The organism is Natrinema salaciae, assembly GCF_900110865.1.
Taxonomy (GTDB): Archaea; Halobacteriota; Halobacteria; order Halobacteriales; family Natrialbaceae; genus Natrinema; species Natrinema salaciae.
Map to the genome: position 1 here is coordinate 509,378 of NZ_FOFD01000004.1, position 19,707 is coordinate 529,084.

16 protein-coding genes and 1 pseudogene are annotated in these 19,707 nt (G+C 63.4%); 12 read left to right on the plus strand and 5 right to left on the minus strand.

The annotated features are described in order from the left end of the window. From BMX07_RS25195 to BMX07_RS16070, 5 genes and pseudogenes are all read left to right on the plus strand, one after another. Nucleotides 1-300: pseudogene (locus BMX07_RS25195) on the plus strand (methyl-accepting chemotaxis protein); the annotation flags it as partial. A gap of 382 nt (nucleotides 301-682) precedes the next feature. Next, nucleotides 683-1,951 (plus strand): ABC transporter substrate-binding protein, encoded by a 1,269-nt coding sequence (locus tag BMX07_RS16055; RefSeq protein ID WP_090619483.1) that lies wholly within the window; start codon nucleotides 683-685, stop codon nucleotides 1,949-1,951. Beyond that, on the plus strand, nucleotides 1,951-4,434 hold the full coding sequence (locus BMX07_RS16060; RefSeq protein ID WP_090619486.1) for a methyl-accepting chemotaxis protein: 2,484 nt from the start codon (nucleotides 1,951-1,953) through the stop codon (nucleotides 4,432-4,434). The genes BMX07_RS16055 and BMX07_RS16060 overlap by 1 nt, the downstream gene beginning before the upstream one ends. A 106-nt stretch (nucleotides 4,435-4,540) precedes the next feature. Continuing rightward, nucleotides 4,541-6,529 (plus strand): hypothetical protein, encoded by a 1,989-nt coding sequence (locus BMX07_RS16065; protein WP_139210927.1) that lies wholly within the window; start codon nucleotides 4,541-4,543, stop codon nucleotides 6,527-6,529. A gap of 122 nt (nucleotides 6,530-6,651) precedes the next feature. Beyond that, complete coding sequence (locus BMX07_RS16070; protein WP_090619491.1) at nucleotides 6,652-7,494, plus strand: polyprenyl synthetase family protein; 843 nt, start codon at nucleotides 6,652-6,654, stop codon at nucleotides 7,492-7,494. A 29-nt stretch (nucleotides 7,495-7,523) separates the two neighbouring features. Here BMX07_RS16070 and BMX07_RS16075 read toward each other — a convergent pair whose 3' ends face one another. The 3 genes from BMX07_RS16075 to BMX07_RS16085 form a co-directional block, all read right to left on the minus strand. Next, the gene (locus BMX07_RS16075; RefSeq protein WP_090619493.1) at nucleotides 7,524-8,666 is read right to left on the minus strand and encodes a DUF373 family protein; all 1,143 of its coding nucleotides are present in this window, start codon (nucleotides 8,664-8,666) and stop codon (nucleotides 7,524-7,526) included. Between the two features lie 121 nt (nucleotides 8,667-8,787). Then, nucleotides 8,788-9,045, minus strand: coding sequence for an ATP-binding protein (locus BMX07_RS16080; RefSeq protein WP_090619496.1), 258 nt, complete (start codon nucleotides 9,043-9,045; stop codon nucleotides 8,788-8,790). Between the two features lie 106 nt (nucleotides 9,046-9,151). Continuing rightward, nucleotides 9,152-9,931 carry a response regulator gene (locus BMX07_RS16085; protein WP_090619499.1) on the minus strand — a complete coding sequence of 260 codons (780 nt, stop codon included), beginning with the start codon at nucleotides 9,929-9,931 and terminating at the stop codon, nucleotides 9,152-9,154. Nucleotides 9,932-10,057: 126 nt separating this feature from the next. On the opposite strand from BMX07_RS16085, the gene BMX07_RS16090 reads away from it, so the two are divergent. Further along, nucleotides 10,058-11,053, plus strand: coding sequence for a radical SAM protein (locus tag BMX07_RS16090; protein WP_090619502.1), 996 nt, complete (start codon nucleotides 10,058-10,060; stop codon nucleotides 11,051-11,053). Between the two features lie 317 nt (nucleotides 11,054-11,370). Next, nucleotides 11,371-12,189, plus strand: coding sequence for a putative sodium/potassium/calcium exchanger (locus BMX07_RS16100; RefSeq protein WP_090619507.1), 819 nt, complete (start codon nucleotides 11,371-11,373; stop codon nucleotides 12,187-12,189). Between the two features lie 33 nt (nucleotides 12,190-12,222). On the opposite strand, the gene BMX07_RS16105 is transcribed toward BMX07_RS16100, so the two are convergent. After that, complete coding sequence (locus BMX07_RS16105) at nucleotides 12,223-13,539, minus strand: helix-turn-helix transcriptional regulator (protein ID WP_090619509.1); 1,317 nt, start codon at nucleotides 13,537-13,539, stop codon at nucleotides 12,223-12,225. An 88-nt stretch (nucleotides 13,540-13,627) separates the two neighbouring features. Here BMX07_RS16105 and BMX07_RS16110 point away from each other — a divergent pair, with 88 nt between their 5' ends. Beyond that, complete coding sequence (locus tag BMX07_RS16110; RefSeq protein ID WP_245742134.1) at nucleotides 13,628-14,917, plus strand: DUF7096 domain-containing protein; 1,290 nt, start codon at nucleotides 13,628-13,630, stop codon at nucleotides 14,915-14,917. A gap of 111 nt (nucleotides 14,918-15,028) precedes the next feature. After that, nucleotides 15,029-15,535 carry a type IV pilin N-terminal domain-containing protein gene (locus BMX07_RS16115; RefSeq protein ID WP_090619513.1) on the plus strand — a complete coding sequence of 169 codons (507 nt, stop codon included), beginning with the start codon at nucleotides 15,029-15,031 and terminating at the stop codon, nucleotides 15,533-15,535. A gap of 234 nt (nucleotides 15,536-15,769) precedes the next feature. On the opposite strand, the gene BMX07_RS16120 is transcribed toward BMX07_RS16115, so the two are convergent. Beyond that, a complete protein-coding gene (locus tag BMX07_RS16120) occupies nucleotides 15,770-16,393 on the minus strand; it encodes a methyltransferase domain-containing protein (RefSeq protein WP_090619516.1) in 624 nt (207 codons plus the stop codon). A 156-nt stretch (nucleotides 16,394-16,549) separates the two neighbouring features. Here BMX07_RS16120 and ahaH point away from each other — a divergent pair, with 156 nt between their 5' ends. The 3 genes from ahaH (at nucleotide 16,550) to BMX07_RS16135 (ending at nucleotide 19,694) form a co-directional block, all read left to right on the plus strand. Then, the gene (gene ahaH / locus BMX07_RS16125) at nucleotides 16,550-16,882 is read left to right on the plus strand and encodes an ATP synthase archaeal subunit H (protein ID WP_090619518.1); all 333 of its coding nucleotides are present in this window, start codon (nucleotides 16,550-16,552) and stop codon (nucleotides 16,880-16,882) included. Continuing rightward, nucleotides 16,869-19,079, plus strand: a complete 2,211-nt coding sequence (locus BMX07_RS16130; RefSeq protein ID WP_245742135.1) for a V-type ATP synthase subunit I — start codon at nucleotides 16,869-16,871, stop codon at nucleotides 19,077-19,079. The genes ahaH and BMX07_RS16130 overlap by 14 nt, the downstream gene beginning before the upstream one ends. 345 nt (nucleotides 19,080-19,424) lie before the next feature. Then, on the plus strand, nucleotides 19,425-19,694 hold the full coding sequence (locus tag BMX07_RS16135) for a hypothetical protein (protein WP_090619522.1): 270 nt from the start codon (nucleotides 19,425-19,427) through the stop codon (nucleotides 19,692-19,694). Nucleotides 19,695-19,707 lie beyond the last annotated feature (13 nt).

Consider the following 19,707-nt stretch of genomic DNA (forward strand, 5'->3'; position numbering starts at 1 on the left):
GCGGCCGCGGAAGAGCAGACGTCCGCCCTCTCGGAGGTCTCCGAGAGCGCGAGTTCGCTCGCGGATCAGGCGGCTCACCTGAGCGAGACGCTCGACCACTTCGAGACCGAGGCGAGAGACGACGCGGACGACGACGCTGACGAGGGCACGCTCGAGCAAACCGACGAGAGTGCCGTCGTCGAGTTCGGTGATGACGGAGACGAACAGGGCGACGCGGACGCGTCGGCGTCCGACGCCGAGACGGTAGACGAGGAATCAACGGACAACGGGTTCACCTTCAGTCAGTTCGACGACGAGTAGGGCGGTGAACTGGGACGGACGTTTTGTTTTGTCCCGTTCTGTGCGCGTGTGATCGATGAACGAGAACGCGCGAGATAAACTGGAGATGTCGCGTAGCGAGTCAGTGGTCCTCGCCGCGACAATCGTTCAAAGCAGTACACATGTATTTTCAATTACTATTGGAACACGCTGGCTATGTCATATTACAAATTAAAATAGCAGTCCAAAAATTGTGATTTCCGGAAGCCATCACTACTGTCGGCTCTTTCGGGTATGATTCCACGAAGTATAGTAGAGAAATCTGTTAGATCGCACCCATATGTCAGATCAGAATATGATACCGAAAAGACTTGTTGTTGTAATTGAACAGTGAAGTTATGTGGTATGAGTTGAATGCGAAGGTATGCCTGTACGATCGAACCGTCGGAAATTCATTACCGGTCTCGGCGCCGCTGGTCTCGGCGGGCTCGCCGGTTGTCTCGGCTCGGTTCCCGGACTCGGATCGAGCGACGTCGAGGACGGGAGCGACGTAGGTGGTACCGACAGAACGCTCAAGCTCGGCGTTATGCAGCCGCTGAGCGGCGATCTCGGCTCGGTTGGCAAACCGATCCGGGACGCGGCGCTCCTCCCAGTCCAACAAGTCCAAGACAGCGTCTCGCTCGAGATCGAGTACGACGTCGTGGACACGGAGACATCGCCGTCCGCGGGCGTGCAGGGTGCCGCCGACCTCGTCGCGGCCGAGTACCCGATGGTCAACGGGCCGGCCGCGTCCGACGTCACGTTACAGGCGACCCAGCAGGTTCTCATCCCGTACCGGACCGTCTCTTGCTCACCGAGTGCGACCTCGCCGACGATCACGTCGCTCAACGACGCCGGACTCGTCTTTCGGACCGCACTTTCGGACTCGTTGCAGGCCGTCGTCCTGGCTGACAGGGCGGTGACCGATCTCGGCCACGATCGCGCAGCGACCCTCTACGTGAACAACGACTACGGCTGGCAGTTGAGCCAGGCGTTCAGCCGATCGTTTCAGGCCCGCCACGGGGGCACGGTCACGGCTCAGGTTCCGCTCAAGGAGGGCCGAAGCTCCTACGACGACGCCATCGAGCGCGTTCGAACCGACGATCCGGAGCTGCTCGTCATAATCGGCTACCCCAAGACGGGGAGCCAGGTGTTCACCGATCTGGGCGCGGACGCCGAGGAGGACATTCTCGTCACCGACGGCTTGCAGGACGGCGAACTACAACAGGAGGTCGACTACTCGCTCGACGGCATCCGCGGAACGGCACCGCTGGTCGGCGGGCCCGGCAACGTGACGTTTACGGAGCTGTACGAGGACGAGTACGACGCCGAACCCAGCATCTTCACGTCCCACGCGTACGATGCGACCGCCGTCCTGTTGCTCGCGAACGCCTACGCCGGCCAGAACGACGGTACCGCGATCAGAAACGCAATGCAGGCGGTCACCACCGGTAACGGACAGTCCGTCGATCCGTCGTCCCTCGCCGACGGGCTCGAGCTGGCGGCCGAAGGTGAGCCGGTCACGTACGAGGGGGCCTCGAGTTCGGTCGGGTTCGACGAGAACGGCGACGTGGTCGACGCGACCTTCGAGTACTGGGAGTTCGATCAGAGTGCTGACGGCGGAATCGCCGAAATAGACCGGGTGAACGCGTGATGTCGTCGCTCGCGAAACTCGTTCCGTCGTTCGTCAGGCGGCGCTACCTCGTGAAGTTCGTGATTTCGATCCTGGTCGTCGTGCTGGTGATCGGCTCCGTCGGCTTCGTCAGCTACGCCCAGATCGACCAGACGGTCCGCGCGGACTCGAACGAGCAACTCGAGTCGACCGCCGAAATGCAGGCCGACGCGATCAGCAACTGGGTCGAGTCGATGCGGGTGCAGACGCGAACGGCGTCCGCATCGCCGACCCTCCAGGACGGTGATCCGCAAGAAGTCCAGGCGCACCTCGTCGAAGAGCAAGCCCGGATGGACGTCGACGTGCGGGCGATCCACTACGTCGATACCGAGAACGACGAGATCATCACGAGTACGAACGCGGACTACCGCGGGGAGTCGTTCTCGTCGCTCGAGGAGCCCTGGGCGGACGGCGAGTTCACCGACGAGTTCGTCCTCGACGAGTCGGTCTGGAACTCGCCGGAGGCCTACGAGTCGCCCACGCTCGACGACCAAGTGATGGCCTTCGCCAGCCCGGTCACCGAGCGAGACGATCGCGCCGTCATCATCATCGGCACGCTCGAGTACCAGGTCGGGCAGTTACAGGACGAGAACGCGTCCACGTCGACGATCATCCTCGACGAGAACGGATCGGCCATCTTCCAGGCCGAATCGGCGACGATCGACGCCGACGCCGTCGACGACGACGCGATGGAAGCCGCCCTCGGCGGGCGACTGACGCGCGTTCAGGACGGCGACATCGTGCGGGCGTACGTCCCGGTCGGCAACACGCAGTGGGTCGCGGTCACCAGCGTTCCGACCGAGCAGGCATACGGCGTCGCGAGCGACGTCGGGACCAACGTCATCACGATGTTGCTCACGAGCCTCGTCACACTTGGGATCGTCGGCGTCGTCCTCGGACGGCAGACCGTCGTCCCGCTCGCCCGCCTGCGCGACCGGACGACGGAGATGGAAGAGGGGAACCTCGACGTCGATCTCGAGACGGACCGCGTCGACGAGATCGGCCGGCTCTACGACGGGTTCGACAGCATGCGCAACTCGCTGCGAAACCAGATCCAGGCCGCCGAGGACGCGCGCGAGGAGGCCGAAGCGGCCCGCGCCGAGACCGAGTCGATGAACCGGCATCTCGAGGCCAAAGCCGAGGAGTTCAGTGCGGTCATGGACGAGTGTGCCGACGGCGACCTGACGCGGCGGCTCGATCCCGAGAGCGAGAGCGACGCAATGAGCGATATCGCGGTCGCGTTCAACGAAATGGTCGAGGAACTCGAGGGGACGACCGCCGACGTCAAGTCCTTCGCCAACGAGGTCGCGGCGGCCAGCGAACAGGTGACAGCCAGCTCCGAGGAGGTCCGGTCGGCATCCCAACAGGTCTCCGAGTCGATCCAGTCGATTTCGGACGGCGCTGACCAGCAGAACCAGAACCTGCAGTCGGTCAACCAGGAGATGAGCGGCCTCTCGACGACGACCGAGGAGATCGCGGCCTCCTCGAACAACGTCGCCGACATCGCCGAGCGGACGGCCGAAACCGGTCGCCTCGGTCGCGAGGCGGCACAGGAGGCCATCGACGGGATGCACGAGATCGAAGCGGAATCGATGGAAGCGGTCGACGCGATCGAAGAACTCGAGAGGGAGATGGAGCAGGTCGACGAACTGGTCGAGTTCATCTCCGAGGTCGCCCGCGAGACGAACATGCTCGCGCTCAACGCCAACATCGAGGCATCCCGGGGAGCCAGCGGCGAGGACGGCTCCGGCTTCGGCGCGGTCGCGAAACAGGTCAAAGAGCTGGCTGCGGACACGAAATCGACCGCCGAAGACATCGAACAGCGGTTAGAGCGAGTCAACGAACAGACGAGCGAGACGACGATCGAGGTCCAGCGGACGGCGGATCGGATCGCGGAGCACGTCGACTCCGTCGAGAACGCCGCCGAGGCGCTCGACGAGATCGCCGATTACGCCGAGCAGACCAACGACGGCGTCCAGGAGATTTCGGCGGCGACCGAGGAGCAGGCGGCCTCGACCCAGGAGGTCGTCGCGATGGTCTCGACGGCGACCAACATTTCCGAATCGACGGCGGCTGAATCCCAGCGCGTCGCGGCGGCCGCGGAAGAGCAGACGTCCGCCCTCTCGGAGGTCTCCGAGAGCGCGAGTTCGCTCGCGGATCAGGCGGCTCACCTGAGCGAGACGCTCGACCACTTCGAGACCGAGGCGAACGACGACGAGGACGGCGACCGCGAGACGTCGCTGACGTTCGACGGGGTGAACGTCGACGGCAGCGAGGACGGACGCGAGCGAACGGACGGCGCGGACGCGACCGATGAAACTGACGACGCACCGTTCCGACCTGACTCGGACGCGACCGATGAAACTGACGACGCACCGTCCCGACCTGACTCGGACGCGAACGACGACGAGGACGGCGGGCAGTTCGACGACTCGTTCACGTTCAACCAGCTCGACGGCGAGTAGGCGGATCGCCGATCGCCCGTCCCCGCAACCAACGGCCGCTTCTCGTGGCGGTATTCTGACAAACTATCAGTAAAATCCAAGTGGTTTCGGGTTAATTATGCTGAAGATGTTAATCGGAACCGACGGGGAGTTACCGATATTCGCCGTGGATGGGGGTGGCAGCGATGGGCTGCGGGCGGTCGTCGCGGGTCCGTCGGGGACGACGACCACCGCGACCGGGAGCTCGCCCAGGGACGACAAGTGGGGATGCGACCGGTCGCGACCGGACGGCGGCACCGCGGCGACGAGCGCCACTGGTTCGCGACGGGTGATGACCGACGGGGGAACCGTCTCGGACGCCGTGGAGGACCGCCGGACCGGAGACCGGATCGACGACCTCGAAGCCGAGATCGCGAGGATCGAGCAGACGCTCGAATCGCTCGAGAATCGGGTCTCCGAACGGGCGAAGCGGGAGTACGTCGACGCCCAGTTGGACGCGCTCACGGCCGTGATCGACGACGTCGATCGCTCGGTCGCGGAGCTCGAGACGGTGATCGAGGAGACCGACGAAGCGGCGGCCGGCGTCGACGCCGCGACCGTCGAGTCGCTCGAAGCCGACGTCGAGTCGCTATCGGCGGAGCTCGAATCGTTCGCGGCCGATTCGGCGGGGAGAGCGGCCCGGGAACCGTCGGCCGACGACGAACTGGGCCGCCTCGAGGAACGCCTCGAGACGCTGGCCGACTCGGTCGAGCGGCTCGAAGATCGGGTCGCCGAACGAGCGACGCGGGAGTCGGTCCACACCGCGCTCGACGGGCTGACGGCAGAGATCGACGCGGTCGAGGGCTCCGTCGACGAACTCGAGACCGAACTCCGATCGCTCTCCGCGACCGTGTCGGCGATCGAGGCGTCGTCGGGCCCGCCGACCGCCGAGGGCGGACCGTCCCTCACCGACCTCGAACACGACCTCGAGTCGCTGGCGAGCGACGTCGAATCGCTATCGGACGAACTCGGCTCAGTCTCCGAGACAGCGATCGACGAATCGGACCTGGATGCGGCGACGGAAGGGCTGGCCGACGCGGACCGACTTCGGGAGCTCGAAGAGGCCGTCCCGATGATCACCAAGACGGTCGACAACCTCGAAACGGCAGTTACCGACCGCCTCGAGCGACTCGATGCGTACGACGAGCGGGCGTCGGACGAGACCCTCGTCGCGCTCGAAAACCGCGTCCAGACGCACCTCGGTGAGATCCACGCCGAGCTGTCGACGCTCGGCGCGGCGCTGGAAGAGGTTCACGGAACCGTCCCCGAGCTGGAGCGGGCGGTCGAATCGACGGACGAGACCGTCGAAACCGTGCGGACGGAGCTCCGGGAGGAAGTCGGGGCGGTCCACGACGAGTTCGAGGCGGTGCGGGACCGGATCGACGCGGTCGAAACGCAGGTCACCGAGGATCCCGACGACGCGGCGGACTCGGATCGACTGGACGACCTCGAAGCGACGATCACCGAACTCGAGACGGCTCTCGAAACGCTCGAAGGGGAGACCGTCACCGCGGAGGCGGTGACGCAGTTGCAGGCGGAGCTGGCCCGGACTCGCCGACAGGTCGACGCCGTCGAAGCGACGGTCGAGGATATCGAAGCCGCCGCCGAAGACGCCGCAGCGACGGTCGACACGCTGGAGCCGACCGTCACCGAACTCCGGACGGACGTCGACGCCAACCACGGGCGGTTGGAAACGCTCTCGACGGATCTCGAGACGCTCGAGGCGTCGGTCGAGTCGGACACCGACCTCGAGTCGGCCGTCGACGACGTCGAATCGAGCGTCGACGAGATGGAAGCGCGAGTCGACGCGATCAACGGGAAACTCGAGTCGGACCTCAAGACCCTCCACCTGGAGCTCGCGGAGGTCCGCGAGCGGGTCGATACCGACGAGCGGAGCCTCCTCGAGCGGATGGTGAAAGACGACGTTTTCGGACTGGTGACGGTCTCGTTCGTCGCGATCAGTGCGATCGGCGCGTCGATGGCGTTCTTCGACGGCCAGCACGCCGTTGCCGCCGTGTTCGCCGCCGTCCCGATCGTGACCGTGGTGGGCGCTCACCTGCTCTCCCAGCAATCGTAAACCAGGTTCGGGTGCGATCGAAACGGGCCGTCTCGGGCCGTCGAATACGGCCCGTCGCGCCGTCCTTTCTCGGCCGTGTTCGATCCGTTACGTACTTTTCGCCCCTCTCCTAAACGTCCCCAATGGAACTGCTGGAGCGTCGACGGGCGCTGATCGAGCAACGTCTCGTCGAAGTCGTCGATGGGGTCGAACCTGAGACGCTCAGCGAAGAGGTTCGCCACGTCGCGCTCTCGGGGGGGAAGCGCGTCCGCCCGATGGTAACGCTGTTGGCCTGCGAGACGGTCGGCGGACGGGCTGAGGATGCGGTCGAGTTCGGCGTCGGCATCGAACTCGTTCACAGCGCTTCCCTGGTCGTCGACGACATCATCGACCGCTCGGAACTGCGACGCGGGACGACCAGCGCGTGGGCCGAGTTCGGCCACGGCCCGGCGATCATCACCAGCGACGGCCTGCTGGGCGAGGCCTTCGCCCTCTTTTCGGCCGATCCGAACGCGACTCGAGTCGTCGCCGAGGCGATGGTCGAGCTCGGCATCGGCGAGGCGACCGAACTCTCGGCCGAGCCCACGAACGAAGCCGAGTACATGACCCTGGCACGCCGCAAGACCGGCGCGCTGTTCCGAGCCGCAGCCGAACTCGGCGCTATCGCCGCCGACTCGGACCCCGTCACCGTCGAGGCCCTCGGCGAGTACGCCGAACGGGTCGGCGTCGCCTTCCAGATCAGGGACGACGTGCTAGACGCCGTCGCCGACCCCGAGGCACTCGGTAAACCGACTGGCCACGACGCCGCCCTCGAGCGCCCGTCGGTCGTCCAGGTGACCGAACTCACGCCCGACGAAGCGAACGCCCACGCCCGGCGAGAAGCCGACCGTGCGATCGACGCGCTGGATCGGGTCGACGTCGTGGACGCCGAGGCGCGGCAGTACCTGCTCGAGTTGGCGGAGTTCGTCGTCGAACGCGAACGATAAGCGAAGCGGCGATCGCGGACGGTGGCCGGTCAGACCCGCTCCGCCTGCCGGGTCCCCTCCTCCCGATCCGAATCGGCGAACCGCGATTCCGCGACGGCGAAGGTGAGCGTGCTCACGATTCCCAGTAGCGTGCCCGCCGTCAGCGCGGCCGCGAGGTAGGTGATCCCGACTTCGCCGAGGAAAAAGGCACTCCCGGCCTCGCCGAGGAAAAATGCGCTCACGGCGTGGAGGACGATTGCGATCGAGAGCACGTAGAACGGCGCGTTGAGGTAGCGCCACTCGAGCGTGCCGGCGATGTACTCGTCGGTGATCTGCCCGAGACTCGTCGTCAGTCCCGCGGCGGCAAACCAGAGGATCGAGCCGTTGACGAGCGCGGCGAGCATGACCGGCGCCTCGACGGGACCGGCGGTCGATTGCTGGACGGCCTCGAGCCGCTCGCTCCCACTGACGCCGCCGAGGACGAACAGCGCGGCGGCGACGACGTACGCCAGCAGGGTCGTCCGCCCGGCGTACAGCGATCGGCGGGCGCGTTCGACGGCGACGTCGAGCCGATCGCCCAGCCGCAGTCCGCGGGAGATGAGATAGAAGCCGAGGAGCGCCGACGTCATCCCCAGGACGAATCCCGGCATGTCCAGGGCGGTCCCGATCAGGGCGAGCGGATAGATCAACAGGAGAATGCCGAGCGGGATCAGCACGGTCCCGCGCGTCTCGGGGTCGTCCAGCACTTGCTTGATCGTGTAGTACATCGACTCGAGGTCCTGTGCCTGCCGAACGACGACCCGCCGGACGCCGTCGATGGGGACGCGTGAGCGGATGATCGGAATGACGGATTCGTCCTGTGCCCCGTCCGTCACGACGAGAACGGTGACGTCTTCCGCAGTCGAGAGGCTCGCGAGGACGGTATCGACTTCGTCGCCGACTTCGCGATTGGCGCTGACGTCGCCCTGGTCGTTCCCGGTGACGACGGCGACTTCGACGCTCTCGTCGCGCTCGTCGAGGTCGTCGTAGACGTGCAGCCCCTGAAAGATGACGTTCACGTCCGAATCCTCCGGGTCCGCGGTCGCGAGGGCGACGGCCGCCTCCTCGACGGGGTCGCGACCGATGACCGGCGTCGAGAAGCCGGTCTTCCGGCCGAGATCGTCGTCGAGATCGACGCACAGGACCAACAGCATCGCTCGAACGTTCGACCGCGAGGTATTTGCATCTTCTGGGGTCGACAGCCGGCCTCGAGCGCGCTCGAAGACGGCATGAGACGGAGCCGCCGCTCGGCACGTCGCCGACGGACCGCTCGTCTCACGCCGACCGCAGCGAGTTGGACGAATCGGCGGGAACGGTTACGTTCCGGATCTCGAATCGAGCACCGCCCTCGTCACCGTCGCGTGCGGTGACGGTCCAGTTCCAGTCGTGGGCCTCGGCGATCTGTTCGACGATCGCCAGCCCGAACCCGGTGCCGTCCGCGGCAGTCGTGTATCCGAGTTCGAACAGCGATTCGCGGTCGGCCGGCAGTCCTGGCCCCGTATCCGCGACATAAAAGCCGTCCGAACGAACCACGTCTCCGGTCGATCGGTGGTCCTAGTCCTGCGCTCGGTCGAGCGAGCCGACGGTGACGACCAGCTGCCCGAGCCGTCTCGTACTGCGAGCATTCGCGCTCCTCGTCTCACGTCCGCTCCCGAACGACGCCGGCCGAGCCCGCGAACTCGCCGTCGCCGGTACGTAGCGGTGCGACGGTCGTCTGACTGACCCGGCGGCGACCGTCGCTCGCTTCGAACGTCCATTCGAAACACGCAGGTGCCGGCGTCTCCGCTTCGGTCATCCGTCGCAGCGCGTCGGTCGCGCACTCGACCGTGTCGTCGGTGAGAACGGTCTCGATGGCCGACCCGACGAGGCGGTCTCGGTCGTACCCGATCCAGTCGACCATCGCGTCGTTCACCATCGTGACCGTCCCGTTCTCGTCGAGCGTGTACATCGGATCGGCGGCGTTCTCGACCAGTACTCGGTAGCGCTCGAGCTGCCGGTCGATTTCGTCTCGGGCGCGTTCTAGGCGACGTTTCTCGACGGCGTGTTCGATCCGGTTCGCGAGTACCGTACACTGGGCCGTCCCGGTGACCGCTCCCTTTCGCAGATAGTCCGTAACGCCGGCGTCGATGGCCTCGCTCGCGATTTCCGACGGGCGAGTACCGGTGACCAGGAGAAACGGCACGTCCGGATCGCGATCCCGGACCGCGTCGAAGAACTCGAGCCCGTCCAGTTCGAGCATCTGGTAGTCGCTGACGATACAGTCGACACCGAGACCGTCGTCGAGAAGTGCCAGCCCCTCGCGACCGGACCCGGCGGTCGTCACGTCGAACTCGTCGCTCGTTCGCTCGAGGACGGTCGCCGATAACTCGCGGATGTCCGGGTCGTCGTCGACGTACAGGACGTGGATCCCGGGTGACATCAGATACCCTACCTTTCGACTCCACCGTATAATAGTATGCGACTTCAGCACGGACGACTGCTATCACCACACATCCCGTATCGGTTCCGGACGGCTTTTGAGGCTCGGGTGGGTACGTACCTTCGAATGATCTCGAAGGGCTGTGAGCAGTGCGCGAAAGGCGGCAAGATGGTGCTGTTCGTCTACGGTTACTGCGACCAGCGCGACTGCTTTTACTGCCCGCTCGGCGAGAACCGCAAGAACGTCACCGACGTCTACGCCAACGAGCGCCTCGTCGAAAGCGACGACGACGTCCTCACGGAAGCCCACCGGATGGACGCCCTCGGCACGTCGATCACCGGCGGCGAACCCCAGGAGGCGTTGGGTCGAACCTGTCACTACCTCGAGCTCCTGAAAGCGGAGTTCGGCGAGGACCACCACACCCACCTCTACACCGGTATCACCGGCGGCCGCGAGAACATGCGCCGCCTCTCGGCGGCCGGCCTCGACGAGATTCGATTCCATCCGCCATACGAACAGTGGGGCGATCTCCACGGCACCGAGTGGGAGGACATCCTCTACGTCGCCCGCGAGGAAGGCCTCACTCCCGCGTTCGAGATTCCCGGCATCCGCGCCGAACCGGAGTTCCTCGAGTTCCTCGACGAAGGTGCAGCGGAGTTCTGCAACGTCAACGAGTTCGAGATGTCACAGGGCAACTACCGCCGGATGCAAGCCGAAGGGTTCGAACTCAAGGAAGATCACATGAGCGCCGTCGACGGCTCCCGCGAGGACATCCTCGAGACGATGGGCGACCACGAGAAGGTCTACTTCTGTACGTCCGTCTTCAAAGACGCAGCCCAGCACCGCCGCCGCCTGAAGCGCATGGCTCGTAACGTCCGCCGCGAGTTCGACGACATCACCGACGACGGGACGCTCGTCTACGGCAAGACGTACGCCGATCCCGAGCGGTTCGAGGCCCTCGGCGTCCCCGACGAGTTCTACACCGTCAAAAGCGATCACGTCGAGGTCGCCTGGTGGCTCCTCGAGGAGATGATCGAGGACGGCGACCTCGAGAAGGGCGAAATCGTCGAGCAGTATCCGACCTACGACGGACAGGTCGTCGAGCGAACGCCGCTGGCGTGAGTCCCGCGACGGACGGGAGTGAGCGGATCGGTAGCGACAGGCGAGACGCTTCGCGTCTCACGGTGCAGTCGGACGCGGAGCGTTCGCGCGACAACGTGTTCCAGGTGAGTGGCGACGCGGTCATCGCATGCTGGTCGGAGCGGACTGCGAGAAGCGAGCAGTTGCGCGATCTTGGATACTATTAACAATCGTTTTGCGACGGCCAACACTGCGGAAACGCCGTCCTCGGGCGCTTTCGTCCGGTCTATCGACGAACGGACCGCAGGCGGTTTATCGAGATTGTAATAATGGGGTCTGGCTCGGTAGGAGCGGATACGATGCAGGCCAGAACACTCGCTGTCGTTGCAGTTGCACTGCTCGTGGCCTTCTCGGGCTGCAGTGCTCTCGGAGGATCGCAAGCGGATACACCGTCGGACGAGACGGACGAGAACGATACCGGCGGACAGACGGAAGATCTCGGGGACGGCGACGATCCGAACGGAACCGAGGACGGGTCGGACACGGAACCCGGAAACGAAACGGACGGCGGGGACGGGACGACGGACAACACGGCTGACGCGGAGTGGTATCCGCCCGAAGAGCCGAACCGACCCCTGGAACGCAAAGACGAAGAGCGAATCGAGAACGTGAGCTTCGTCGACAAAGAACTCGCCGAGAACGGCGAGGGGTATTCGAACTTCAACCTCGAGGTGGTCGCCAACACCAGCATGGAGAACGTCGATCCGCCGGAACACGGTGACGTGATCGGCGAACCGTACTTCTTCGTCAAGATCAACGAGGGGCCGGGCGAGCGAAAGATCGTCGAGCGGACGCGAGAAGTCCGCATGGAAGAAAACGGGACGTTCCACATCGACGTTCGACCCGCCGGGATCGAGGAGTTCGGTTCCGGGCCGCTGACCGTCGAGGTGTTCTTGATGGACGAGGACAAAGACTGGGACGACGTCTACGATGCCGTCGGACAAACGATCGAGTTCAATCCGGAGACGGGCGAAGATACCAACGACTCGGAGACGGACGGAGATACCAACGACTCGGAGACGGGCGAAGATACCGACGACCCGGAGACGGGCGATACCGGAGCCGAAAACAAGTCGGAGACCGGCGAGACCAACGAATCGGACTCGATCGAGAACTGAGCGCCACGCGGATCGGCTAACGGCCCGTGACGATTAGTCGAGTTCGGTCGGATCGACGCCCGGCAGCGTAATGAGATTCTCCCGGCCGATTCGGAGCTTTTCTATCTCGTCGTCGTCGTCCATCTTCGAGAGCAGCTGCGATACTTTGGCGTTCGACCAGCCTGTCTCCGAGACGATCGACGCCTGTTTCATCCGGCCGCCGTTTCGTTTGAGCAGGCGAAGGACGCGTTCCTCGTCACTCAGTAACTCGGGATCGACGCCGTCGTACCCGGGCTCCTCGAACTCGAGTTGAGTTCCTGATTTCGTCTCGGATGATACGGACGGATCAGTCGTCGTGGTCGGAACTGGTTCGGAGTTACTGTTCCCGTTCACTGCAACGGGTCCGCGATCGTCCTCGGTACTTCCGTGGCGCTCGAGCAGTTCGGACGCCCGAAGCGACTCACTGATCGAGAGCGATTGGAGTCGATCCAAGGAGATCGATGGGAGCGAGTCCCGTTGCGCGAGAATGTACCCAGCAGAACCGGCAACGATTACGAGTCCGACGAGTGCGATGAGTACGACGAGCTGCCAACTCAGTCCTGAGACGGACGGGCCATTCGGCCCCGCTCCCCGGAGGATCGTGATCTGTAGGTCGTTCGGGCCGAACTCGTGAGGGCCGTCCCAAATGAGAGCACCGTCCACCGTACTCGTCGGCGTGTTAACAAAACCGTAGTTATCCGGTGATTCAATAACAAGGCGCTGCCCGTCGTTCAGTTGGCGGAAGAGGGGCGTCGCCTCGAACGTGTCACCCACGTGGATTCGATCACCGTCGACGGTGGCGAAGTTCGTCCAGGTAAACGAGTAGGTGATAATACCGACCCGAACGTTTTCATTGGTCTCCCCGTCGGTCTCGAGTTTTTCGATTCGATAGCCGGCCCATCCCGCGTTCTCGATGGACATCTCGCGGCCGGTCGACTCACTCGCACGATCGGCGTACTCTTGAAATGTTTGCCGATCGTAGGGTTCGTCTTCTCGGTCAGTGACGACCGTTTCGGCGTAGTTCCGGAAGGATTCGGCCTCGCTCTCGTTGGTCACGAGAAATCGGCTTTCGATCATCCACTGTGTATCACCAGTATCGGTAACACGAAGCCGAATTACCTGTCTCGTCTCAGGGTCTTCGAGCGCTGGTTCAGTGATCAATTCGGACGAGACGGATTGCGACTGTGCGAAAGCCGGCGAGATGGGGGACGCTGCAGGAGATCGATCAGCAGTCGTTGATTCAGGAACAGACGGTGTAGCGGCCACCGCCCCCAACGTCGAAGTTATTAGGAGGATTGTGAGGGCGAATGTGGCGGCAGTGGGAATCCGCATGCGTACCAACAGGTGGTTTCTCGGGGGAAAAAACCCTTTCCATCGGAAAATAAAATATTACTGGCGGCTGTGAACGGTCTAATAAGATGTGAAGCCGCCTATAACAGTCTGTTTATTCCCTCATCAGCAGCCGACCGGTTTTTGTATCAGGAGCCGGTACGTTAGTGTAATGAAGAGATCGACATCAGTCTTCCTTGCGGTCCTTCTTGTCTTCTCCCTGCCCACAACAACCGGTATTGCAGCGAATCCGAGCGGTGGAATAGACGGCGAATCCGACGCGATTCAGCAACGGCAATTCCAACCCCAGGTAACGGCACCAACAGAGCTCGAGAACACGACGAATCGCCTCACGGTCACCGGCGATGTCAGAAACGGATACAGCAAATACAAGCCGGATCTGGCGGTGGAACTCGCGAGCGGCGACGATGAGCTACGGATCGACCACGACCAGTACGCGATCGTCGACAGCAAGTTCGAAAGCGCAACGACCGAGGAGCAACGGGAGATGATTCGGGCGGCATACGACCGGCTGCAGAACCGGACCGACGCGCTCGAACAACGCGAGCGGAAGGCCGTTCGTGCGCACGCCGCTGGCGAGCTCTCGTCGGAAGCCCTCCTCCAGACGTTGTTGCGAAACCACAACGCTGCAGGGGAGCTCAGCGAGAGCCTCCGGCAGTTAGAAGCCCAAGCAAAGGGAGTCCCGGGAGCGCTGTCGAGTACGCGCGCCGATTACAAAACGTTCGACTACCATCGAACACCGCTCCGAGCGAGCCTCGAGCGGATGGCGGCGAACCCGGACAACGATTATCACAACGTGGTCGTCACGACATCACAGAACGGGTACAATATATCCGTGATGGACGGTAACAGATACATTCTCGAGACGGCTCGATTCGACAACCGTGACACGACACAAGTGGATCAGTTCGAAGAGGGAGAAGCATATGATTACTCGAAGGAACTCTATCCGTGGGCGAGCGATCGGCCGTACTTCCAGGATAACAGTCCGGACCACTACTGGGCAGAAATGGATCACGAACAGGGACGACTCGAGTTTTACTTCGACAGCGGAACTGGTGACGTTTACCGCGAAGTACAGGAAATCTCTGCACCGTCACTTCCCTCGACGGAACTCGGTCCCTGGAACGGCGACGGCCTGAACATGACTATGAACAGAACGCCAACGAACGGACCCGTCAAGGTAACCATCACCGATCAGGAGACAGGCGAGCCAGTGAGTGCAACCGTCACGTACGATGGTTTCGAAGTCGGTGAGACCGGTGAAGACGGAACGCTATGGGTGGTTCCGATGCTCGGAACGAACGTTCTCGAGGCAAAAACGGAAACTGGCGTCGTCAACGGGACAGTCACGCGGTAAGAGAGGTTCAGGTCGATTTCGAAGGAGAGGGAGTGCGATACGAGACAGCTGACGGGTTTTGCGTCACGGATCATCTCTCATTTTATACGGAAAAAAGCGGGCAGTACGGTTATGACCTCGGAGGGCTACGTCCAGCAACGGAACACCCGTCTACAGGAAGCGCGAGCTATCAGTTCGATCGTTGGCGTCCTCGTTCTACTTGTCCTCACCGTCTGTTTGACAACCGTCGTTGCCATCGCCCTCGGTACGTGGTCGCTCGGAGCACCGCAGCCGACGGCGAGGTTCGAACTCGCGGCCGACAGTGCGGACTCCTCGATTACGATCGAACATACGGCCGGCGACGCGATCGACGTCGAGACGCTGTCGGTGACGATCACGGTGAACGGGACACCGCTATCGGACCAACCGCCGGTCCCGTTCGTCGGCGCGAGCGGGTTCGAAGGGACTCCGGACGGGCCGTTCAACGCGAGAGCCGATCCGAAGTGGACGGCCGGAGAGCAAGCCGGCGTGTCCGTCGCCGAGACGAATACGCCGGCGCTTGCAGCGGGCGACGCCGTCTCCGTAACGCTCGCCGTCGACGGCCAGCGGGTGGCCGAACTCGAGACGACGGCGGTTTAGTCGGGTGGGCCCGCTCAGTCTCGGCCCAACGGGGACCACCGGCCTCTTGCAACGAGTCTCCACTCGAATTTCCCGTCCATTTCTACGATCATAGAAACATATTGACAGTCGAGCTCGCTCATTTCCATTGTCAATCACACCTGCGTACAAGAGGCCGCGGTAGCGTCGTTCGCTGAATGTCGGCTAGCGACTCGTGGTCCAGAAAGGAACAGCCCATGCCCCGGAAAACAGCTGTTACTTGGGTGCGCGTCCGATCGTCGTGATCGCAACGTCTGGATCGTACGAGGGACCCATGAACGCGTGTTTCACATCGTCGAACCCGGCGGTTTTGAACATCTTGTCGGCCTCGTACTCGTCGTAAAAGAGCATGATCGAGTCGGCCAGGAGTTGACTGACGACGTTGTCGGGATAGTTCGGACCGACGACGAGCACCTGTCCGCCGGGTTTGAGAACGCGGCGAAACTCCCGGAGCGCGAGGATCGGCTCGGGCCAGTACTCGATCGATCCGGACGACCAGACGACGTCGAACGTGTCCGTCGCGAACGGGAGGCGTTCGGCATCGCCACGGTGGAAGTGGACCGGTGGTGCACGTTTGCCGAACTTCTCGTACGCCTGTTCGAGCTGGTGTTCGCTCTGGTCGAGGGCGTAGACCTCGTCGACGTGCTCGAGCAGTCCCTCGGTCGCGAAACCGGTGCCACAGCCGACGTCCAGCACCGTCATCTCCGCCTCGAAGTCGAGCAGGGAGAGCGCTTCGGTGCGCATTTCCTCGGTCCAGATGAAGGGGTTTACCTGGTCGTAGACCCGTGAGAGGTACTTGTAGAACAGTCGAGCACGGGCTTTGTTCTCGAGAAGTCCCATTGGCGAAGAGTTTCGGACCGACCGGCATATGTCTGCCGTTCCCGGCGCTATGAAAGCGAAGTAACAGCGAATTACTGACGCTTGGACACCGCTCGCGCTGAGCCACTTTCGCAACTACCATATACGCGCTCTGGCAAACGTCCGACTGCTTAGAGTATGCCGAGGCCAGAGGTTCTCGAACGAATTAAGTCGGCGGAGGACGAGGCCGACGAGATCGTCGCATTGGCAGAGAACGACCGCGACGAGCGAATAGCCGAGGCCCGGAAACGTGCCGAGGAGATTCGCACGGAAGCGGAACAGGAGGCGCAGGAGGTCAGAGAGCGCCGTCTGGAGGAAGCTCGCGAAGCGGTCGATGCGGAGTGTGAGCAGGTCCTCGAAGAAGGAGAACAGGAGCGCGAGGAACTCGCCGAGCGCGCCCGAGATCGGGTCGACGAAGTGACCGCGCACGTCGTCGAACTGTTCCAGGAGGACGTCCATGCTCAGACCTGAGAAGATGAGCAAGGTCTCGGTGACCGGTTCCAGGGGCGTCATGCCCACGGTCATCGAGACGGTTCACGAACTGAGTCTGGTACACCTCTCGGACTACGACGGCTCCTGGGAGGGGTTCGACAACGGCGACCCGATGGCGGGTGCCGACCACGCTTCCGAGCGGCTGGTGACCGTCCGCGCCCTCGAGAGTGCCCTCGAGCTGTCCGAGACCGACGTCGAGCCCGAATCGGGACGGCTCGGCGACGACTGGGAAGACCGTCTCGAGGAGATCCAGGCCCGCGTCAACGAACTCGACGACCGTCGCAGCGAGGTCACCGACGAACTCCGGCAGGTCAAGGAGCGAATCGACCGCGTGGCCCCCTTCGCCGAACTGGGGATCGACCTCGATCTTCTGGCGGGGTACGAGACGGTCGACGTCGTCGTCGGCGAGGGGCCGGTTGACGATATCGAGGCGGCCGTCGCCGCGTCCGACGATATCCGGGCCTTCGAGACGTTTACCGGTGGCGACGTCGTGGCCGTCGTGGCCGCGCCCACCGAGGACGCCGACGAGGACCCGCTCGACGACGCGCTCGTCGGCGTCGAGTTCACCCGTCACGAGGTACCCGACACCGACAAGAGTCCGAGCGCGTACGTCACCGACCTCGAGGAGCGCGAGGAGGAACTCGAGGACGAGCGTGAGGAGATCGACACCGAACTCGAGGAGATCGCCCACGAGGACGGCGGCTTCCTGCTGAAGGTCGAGCGGGAGCTGACCGTCGAGGTTCAGCGAGCGGAGGCACCCCTGCAGTTCGCGACGAGCGAGCACGCGTTCATCGCGGAGGGGTGGATTCCGGTTACCGAGTACGAGCGGCTCGTCGCCGCGCTGAACGACGCCGTCGGCGACAGCGTCGAGATCGAACAGCTCGAGGTGGCGGACTACGACGAACACGAACACGGCGCGGAAGCCCACACCGGCTCCGGCGGTGACGGCCACGGTGGTGACGACCGCGAGGACGAACCCGCAGACGCGGAGCCGGCACAGGCCAAGCAACAGCGGACCGCCACGGACGGCGGGACGACGGCCGGCCACGGCGGCGGTGCCGTCACGATGGACGAGCAGCCACCGGTCATTCTCGACAACATCACGCCCGCGAAGCCGTTCGAGTTGCTGGTGAAGATGGTCGGCCAGCCCAAGTACAGCGAGCTCGATCCGACGGTACTCGTCTTCCTCACCTACCCGTTCGCGTTCGGGTACATGATCGGCGACATCGGCTACGGGCTACTGTACATGCTGATGGGGTACGGCGCCTGGCGGGCGTTCGACTCCGACGCCGGGAAGGCGGTCGGAACCATCGGCATCTGGGCCGGTGCGTTCACGATGATCTTCGGCTGGCTGTACGACGAGATGTTCGGCGTTCACATCGAGTACTGGATGCCCGAGGGGATCCACCACGCTTTGTCGTCGTATCTGTTCATGGATTCGCTCGACAAGGGGCTGCAGTCGACCGACTGGGCGATGCTGTGGATCGTCTTCAGCCTCGTCTTCGGCCTGATTCACCTGAATCTGGGACTTATCCTCGGATTCATCAACGAGCTGAAACACGGGCTCAAGACCGCGGTCTACGAACGGCTCTCGTGGATCCTCACGATGAACGGACTGTTCGTCTGGATCTTCAGCGGCCACGTGGTCTCCCGGAAGCCAGGGTTCATCGCCGACTACGCTGTGGTTCCGGAGGTCGTCGGGCTCGTCGCGATCGCGGCCTTCTTCGTCGGCGCCGTAATGGTCGGCATCGGTGAGGGAGTCGCGGGCGTCTTCGAGATTCCGGCGTGGGCGTTCGGCCACGTCCTCTCGTATCTTCGATTGGTCGCCGTCCTGCTTGCGAAGGCCGGGATGGCGTTCGCGGTGAACCTGCTCGTGTTCGGGGGCTACACCGACCACGGCCACACCGTATTCAACCTGCCAACCTACGACGTCGCCGGCTACGAGCAGAACTTCGTCGGCTTGCTCTGGATGGATCCAGTCTGGATCGGGATTCCGCTCGCGATCCTCGTCTTCGTCTTCGGGCACGTCCTGGTGCTCCTGCTGGGGATCACCGCGGCAGGGATCCAGATGCTCCGCCTCGAGTACGTGGAGTTCTTCCAGAAGTTCTACGAGGGCGGCGGCGAGGAGTACGAGCCGTTCGGACACGGGGACACCGGCGCGCAGCCCGCCGACTGACCCGCTCGTCTGCCGACTGATCGTTCGATCCGCCGCGTGTGGCTCGCGGTGGTCTCGTTTCTCCTGCTGGTCACGGACACGATAGCGACGCCGACGGGACACCGCCGGTCGTGACTGTGTCGCCTCGGGCTCGTCGACGTCGGATTCGTACAGTCCTGTAGCCCCAGCAACTATTTACAAACAGTTGATGTATAAGGTTGTTTTATTGACTAGGCTGGAAAAGTACCGCCGTGCAGGCTACTATCGTTTATCCATACCGGAGTTTTTTCGAGAGTTTTATGGGGAGGGCAGGGCCAGATACGTCTGTTCGGAGCAATCGAACTCACAACACAACACGTCTTAACCATGATCGAAGCTCTACCAGAAGTGGCCGACGTTGTACTGCAGAACGGACAAACCGTCGAAGAATCGCCCTTCCTTACGGACATCGGTGCTGCTGCGCTGGCGGTCGGTCTTTCCGCTCTCGCCGCAGGATATGCTGAGCGGGGTATCGGTGCCGCGGCAGTCGGCGCGATCGCCGAAGACGATGACATGTTCGTTCCGGGTATCGTTATGACAGTCCTCCCGGAAACGCTCGTCATTTTCGCGATCGTCGCCATTTTCCTGGTCCAATAAGCGACCACCCCTT

Excerpts from the sequence above, each read along its gene's own strand:
- BMX07_RS16055 (WP_090619483.1), top strand. The coding sequence starts at position 683 with ATGCCTGTACGATCGAACCGTCGGAAATTCATTACCGGTCTCGGCGCC.
- BMX07_RS16060 (WP_090619486.1), top strand. The coding sequence starts at position 1,951 with ATGTCGTCGCTCGCGAAACTCGTTCCGTCGTTCGTCAGGCGGCGCTAC.
- BMX07_RS16065 (WP_139210927.1), top strand. The coding sequence starts at position 4,541 with ATGTTAATCGGAACCGACGGGGAGTTACCGATATTCGCCGTGGATGGG.
- BMX07_RS16070 (WP_090619491.1), top strand. The coding sequence starts at position 6,652 with ATGGAACTGCTGGAGCGTCGACGGGCGCTGATCGAGCAACGTCTCGTC.
- BMX07_RS16075 (WP_090619493.1), bottom strand. The coding sequence starts at position 8,666 with ATGCTGTTGGTCCTGTGCGTCGATCTCGACGACGATCTCGGCCGGAAG.
- BMX07_RS16085 (WP_090619499.1), bottom strand. The coding sequence starts at position 9,931 with ATGTCACCCGGGATCCACGTCCTGTACGTCGACGACGACCCGGACATC.
- BMX07_RS16090 (WP_090619502.1), top strand. The coding sequence starts at position 10,058 with ATGATCTCGAAGGGCTGTGAGCAGTGCGCGAAAGGCGGCAAGATGGTG.
- BMX07_RS16100 (WP_090619507.1), top strand. The coding sequence starts at position 11,371 with ATGCAGGCCAGAACACTCGCTGTCGTTGCAGTTGCACTGCTCGTGGCC.
- BMX07_RS16105 (WP_090619509.1), bottom strand. The coding sequence starts at position 13,539 with ATGCGGATTCCCACTGCCGCCACATTCGCCCTCACAATCCTCCTAATA.
- BMX07_RS16115 (WP_090619513.1), top strand. The coding sequence starts at position 15,029 with ATGACCTCGGAGGGCTACGTCCAGCAACGGAACACCCGTCTACAGGAA.
- BMX07_RS16120 (WP_090619516.1), bottom strand. The coding sequence starts at position 16,393 with ATGGGACTTCTCGAGAACAAAGCCCGTGCTCGACTGTTCTACAAGTAC.
- ahaH (WP_090619518.1), top strand. The coding sequence starts at position 16,550 with ATGCCGAGGCCAGAGGTTCTCGAACGAATTAAGTCGGCGGAGGACGAG.
- BMX07_RS16130 (WP_245742135.1), top strand. The coding sequence starts at position 16,869 with ATGCTCAGACCTGAGAAGATGAGCAAGGTCTCGGTGACCGGTTCCAGG.
- BMX07_RS16135 (WP_090619522.1), top strand. The coding sequence starts at position 19,425 with ATGATCGAAGCTCTACCAGAAGTGGCCGACGTTGTACTGCAGAACGGA.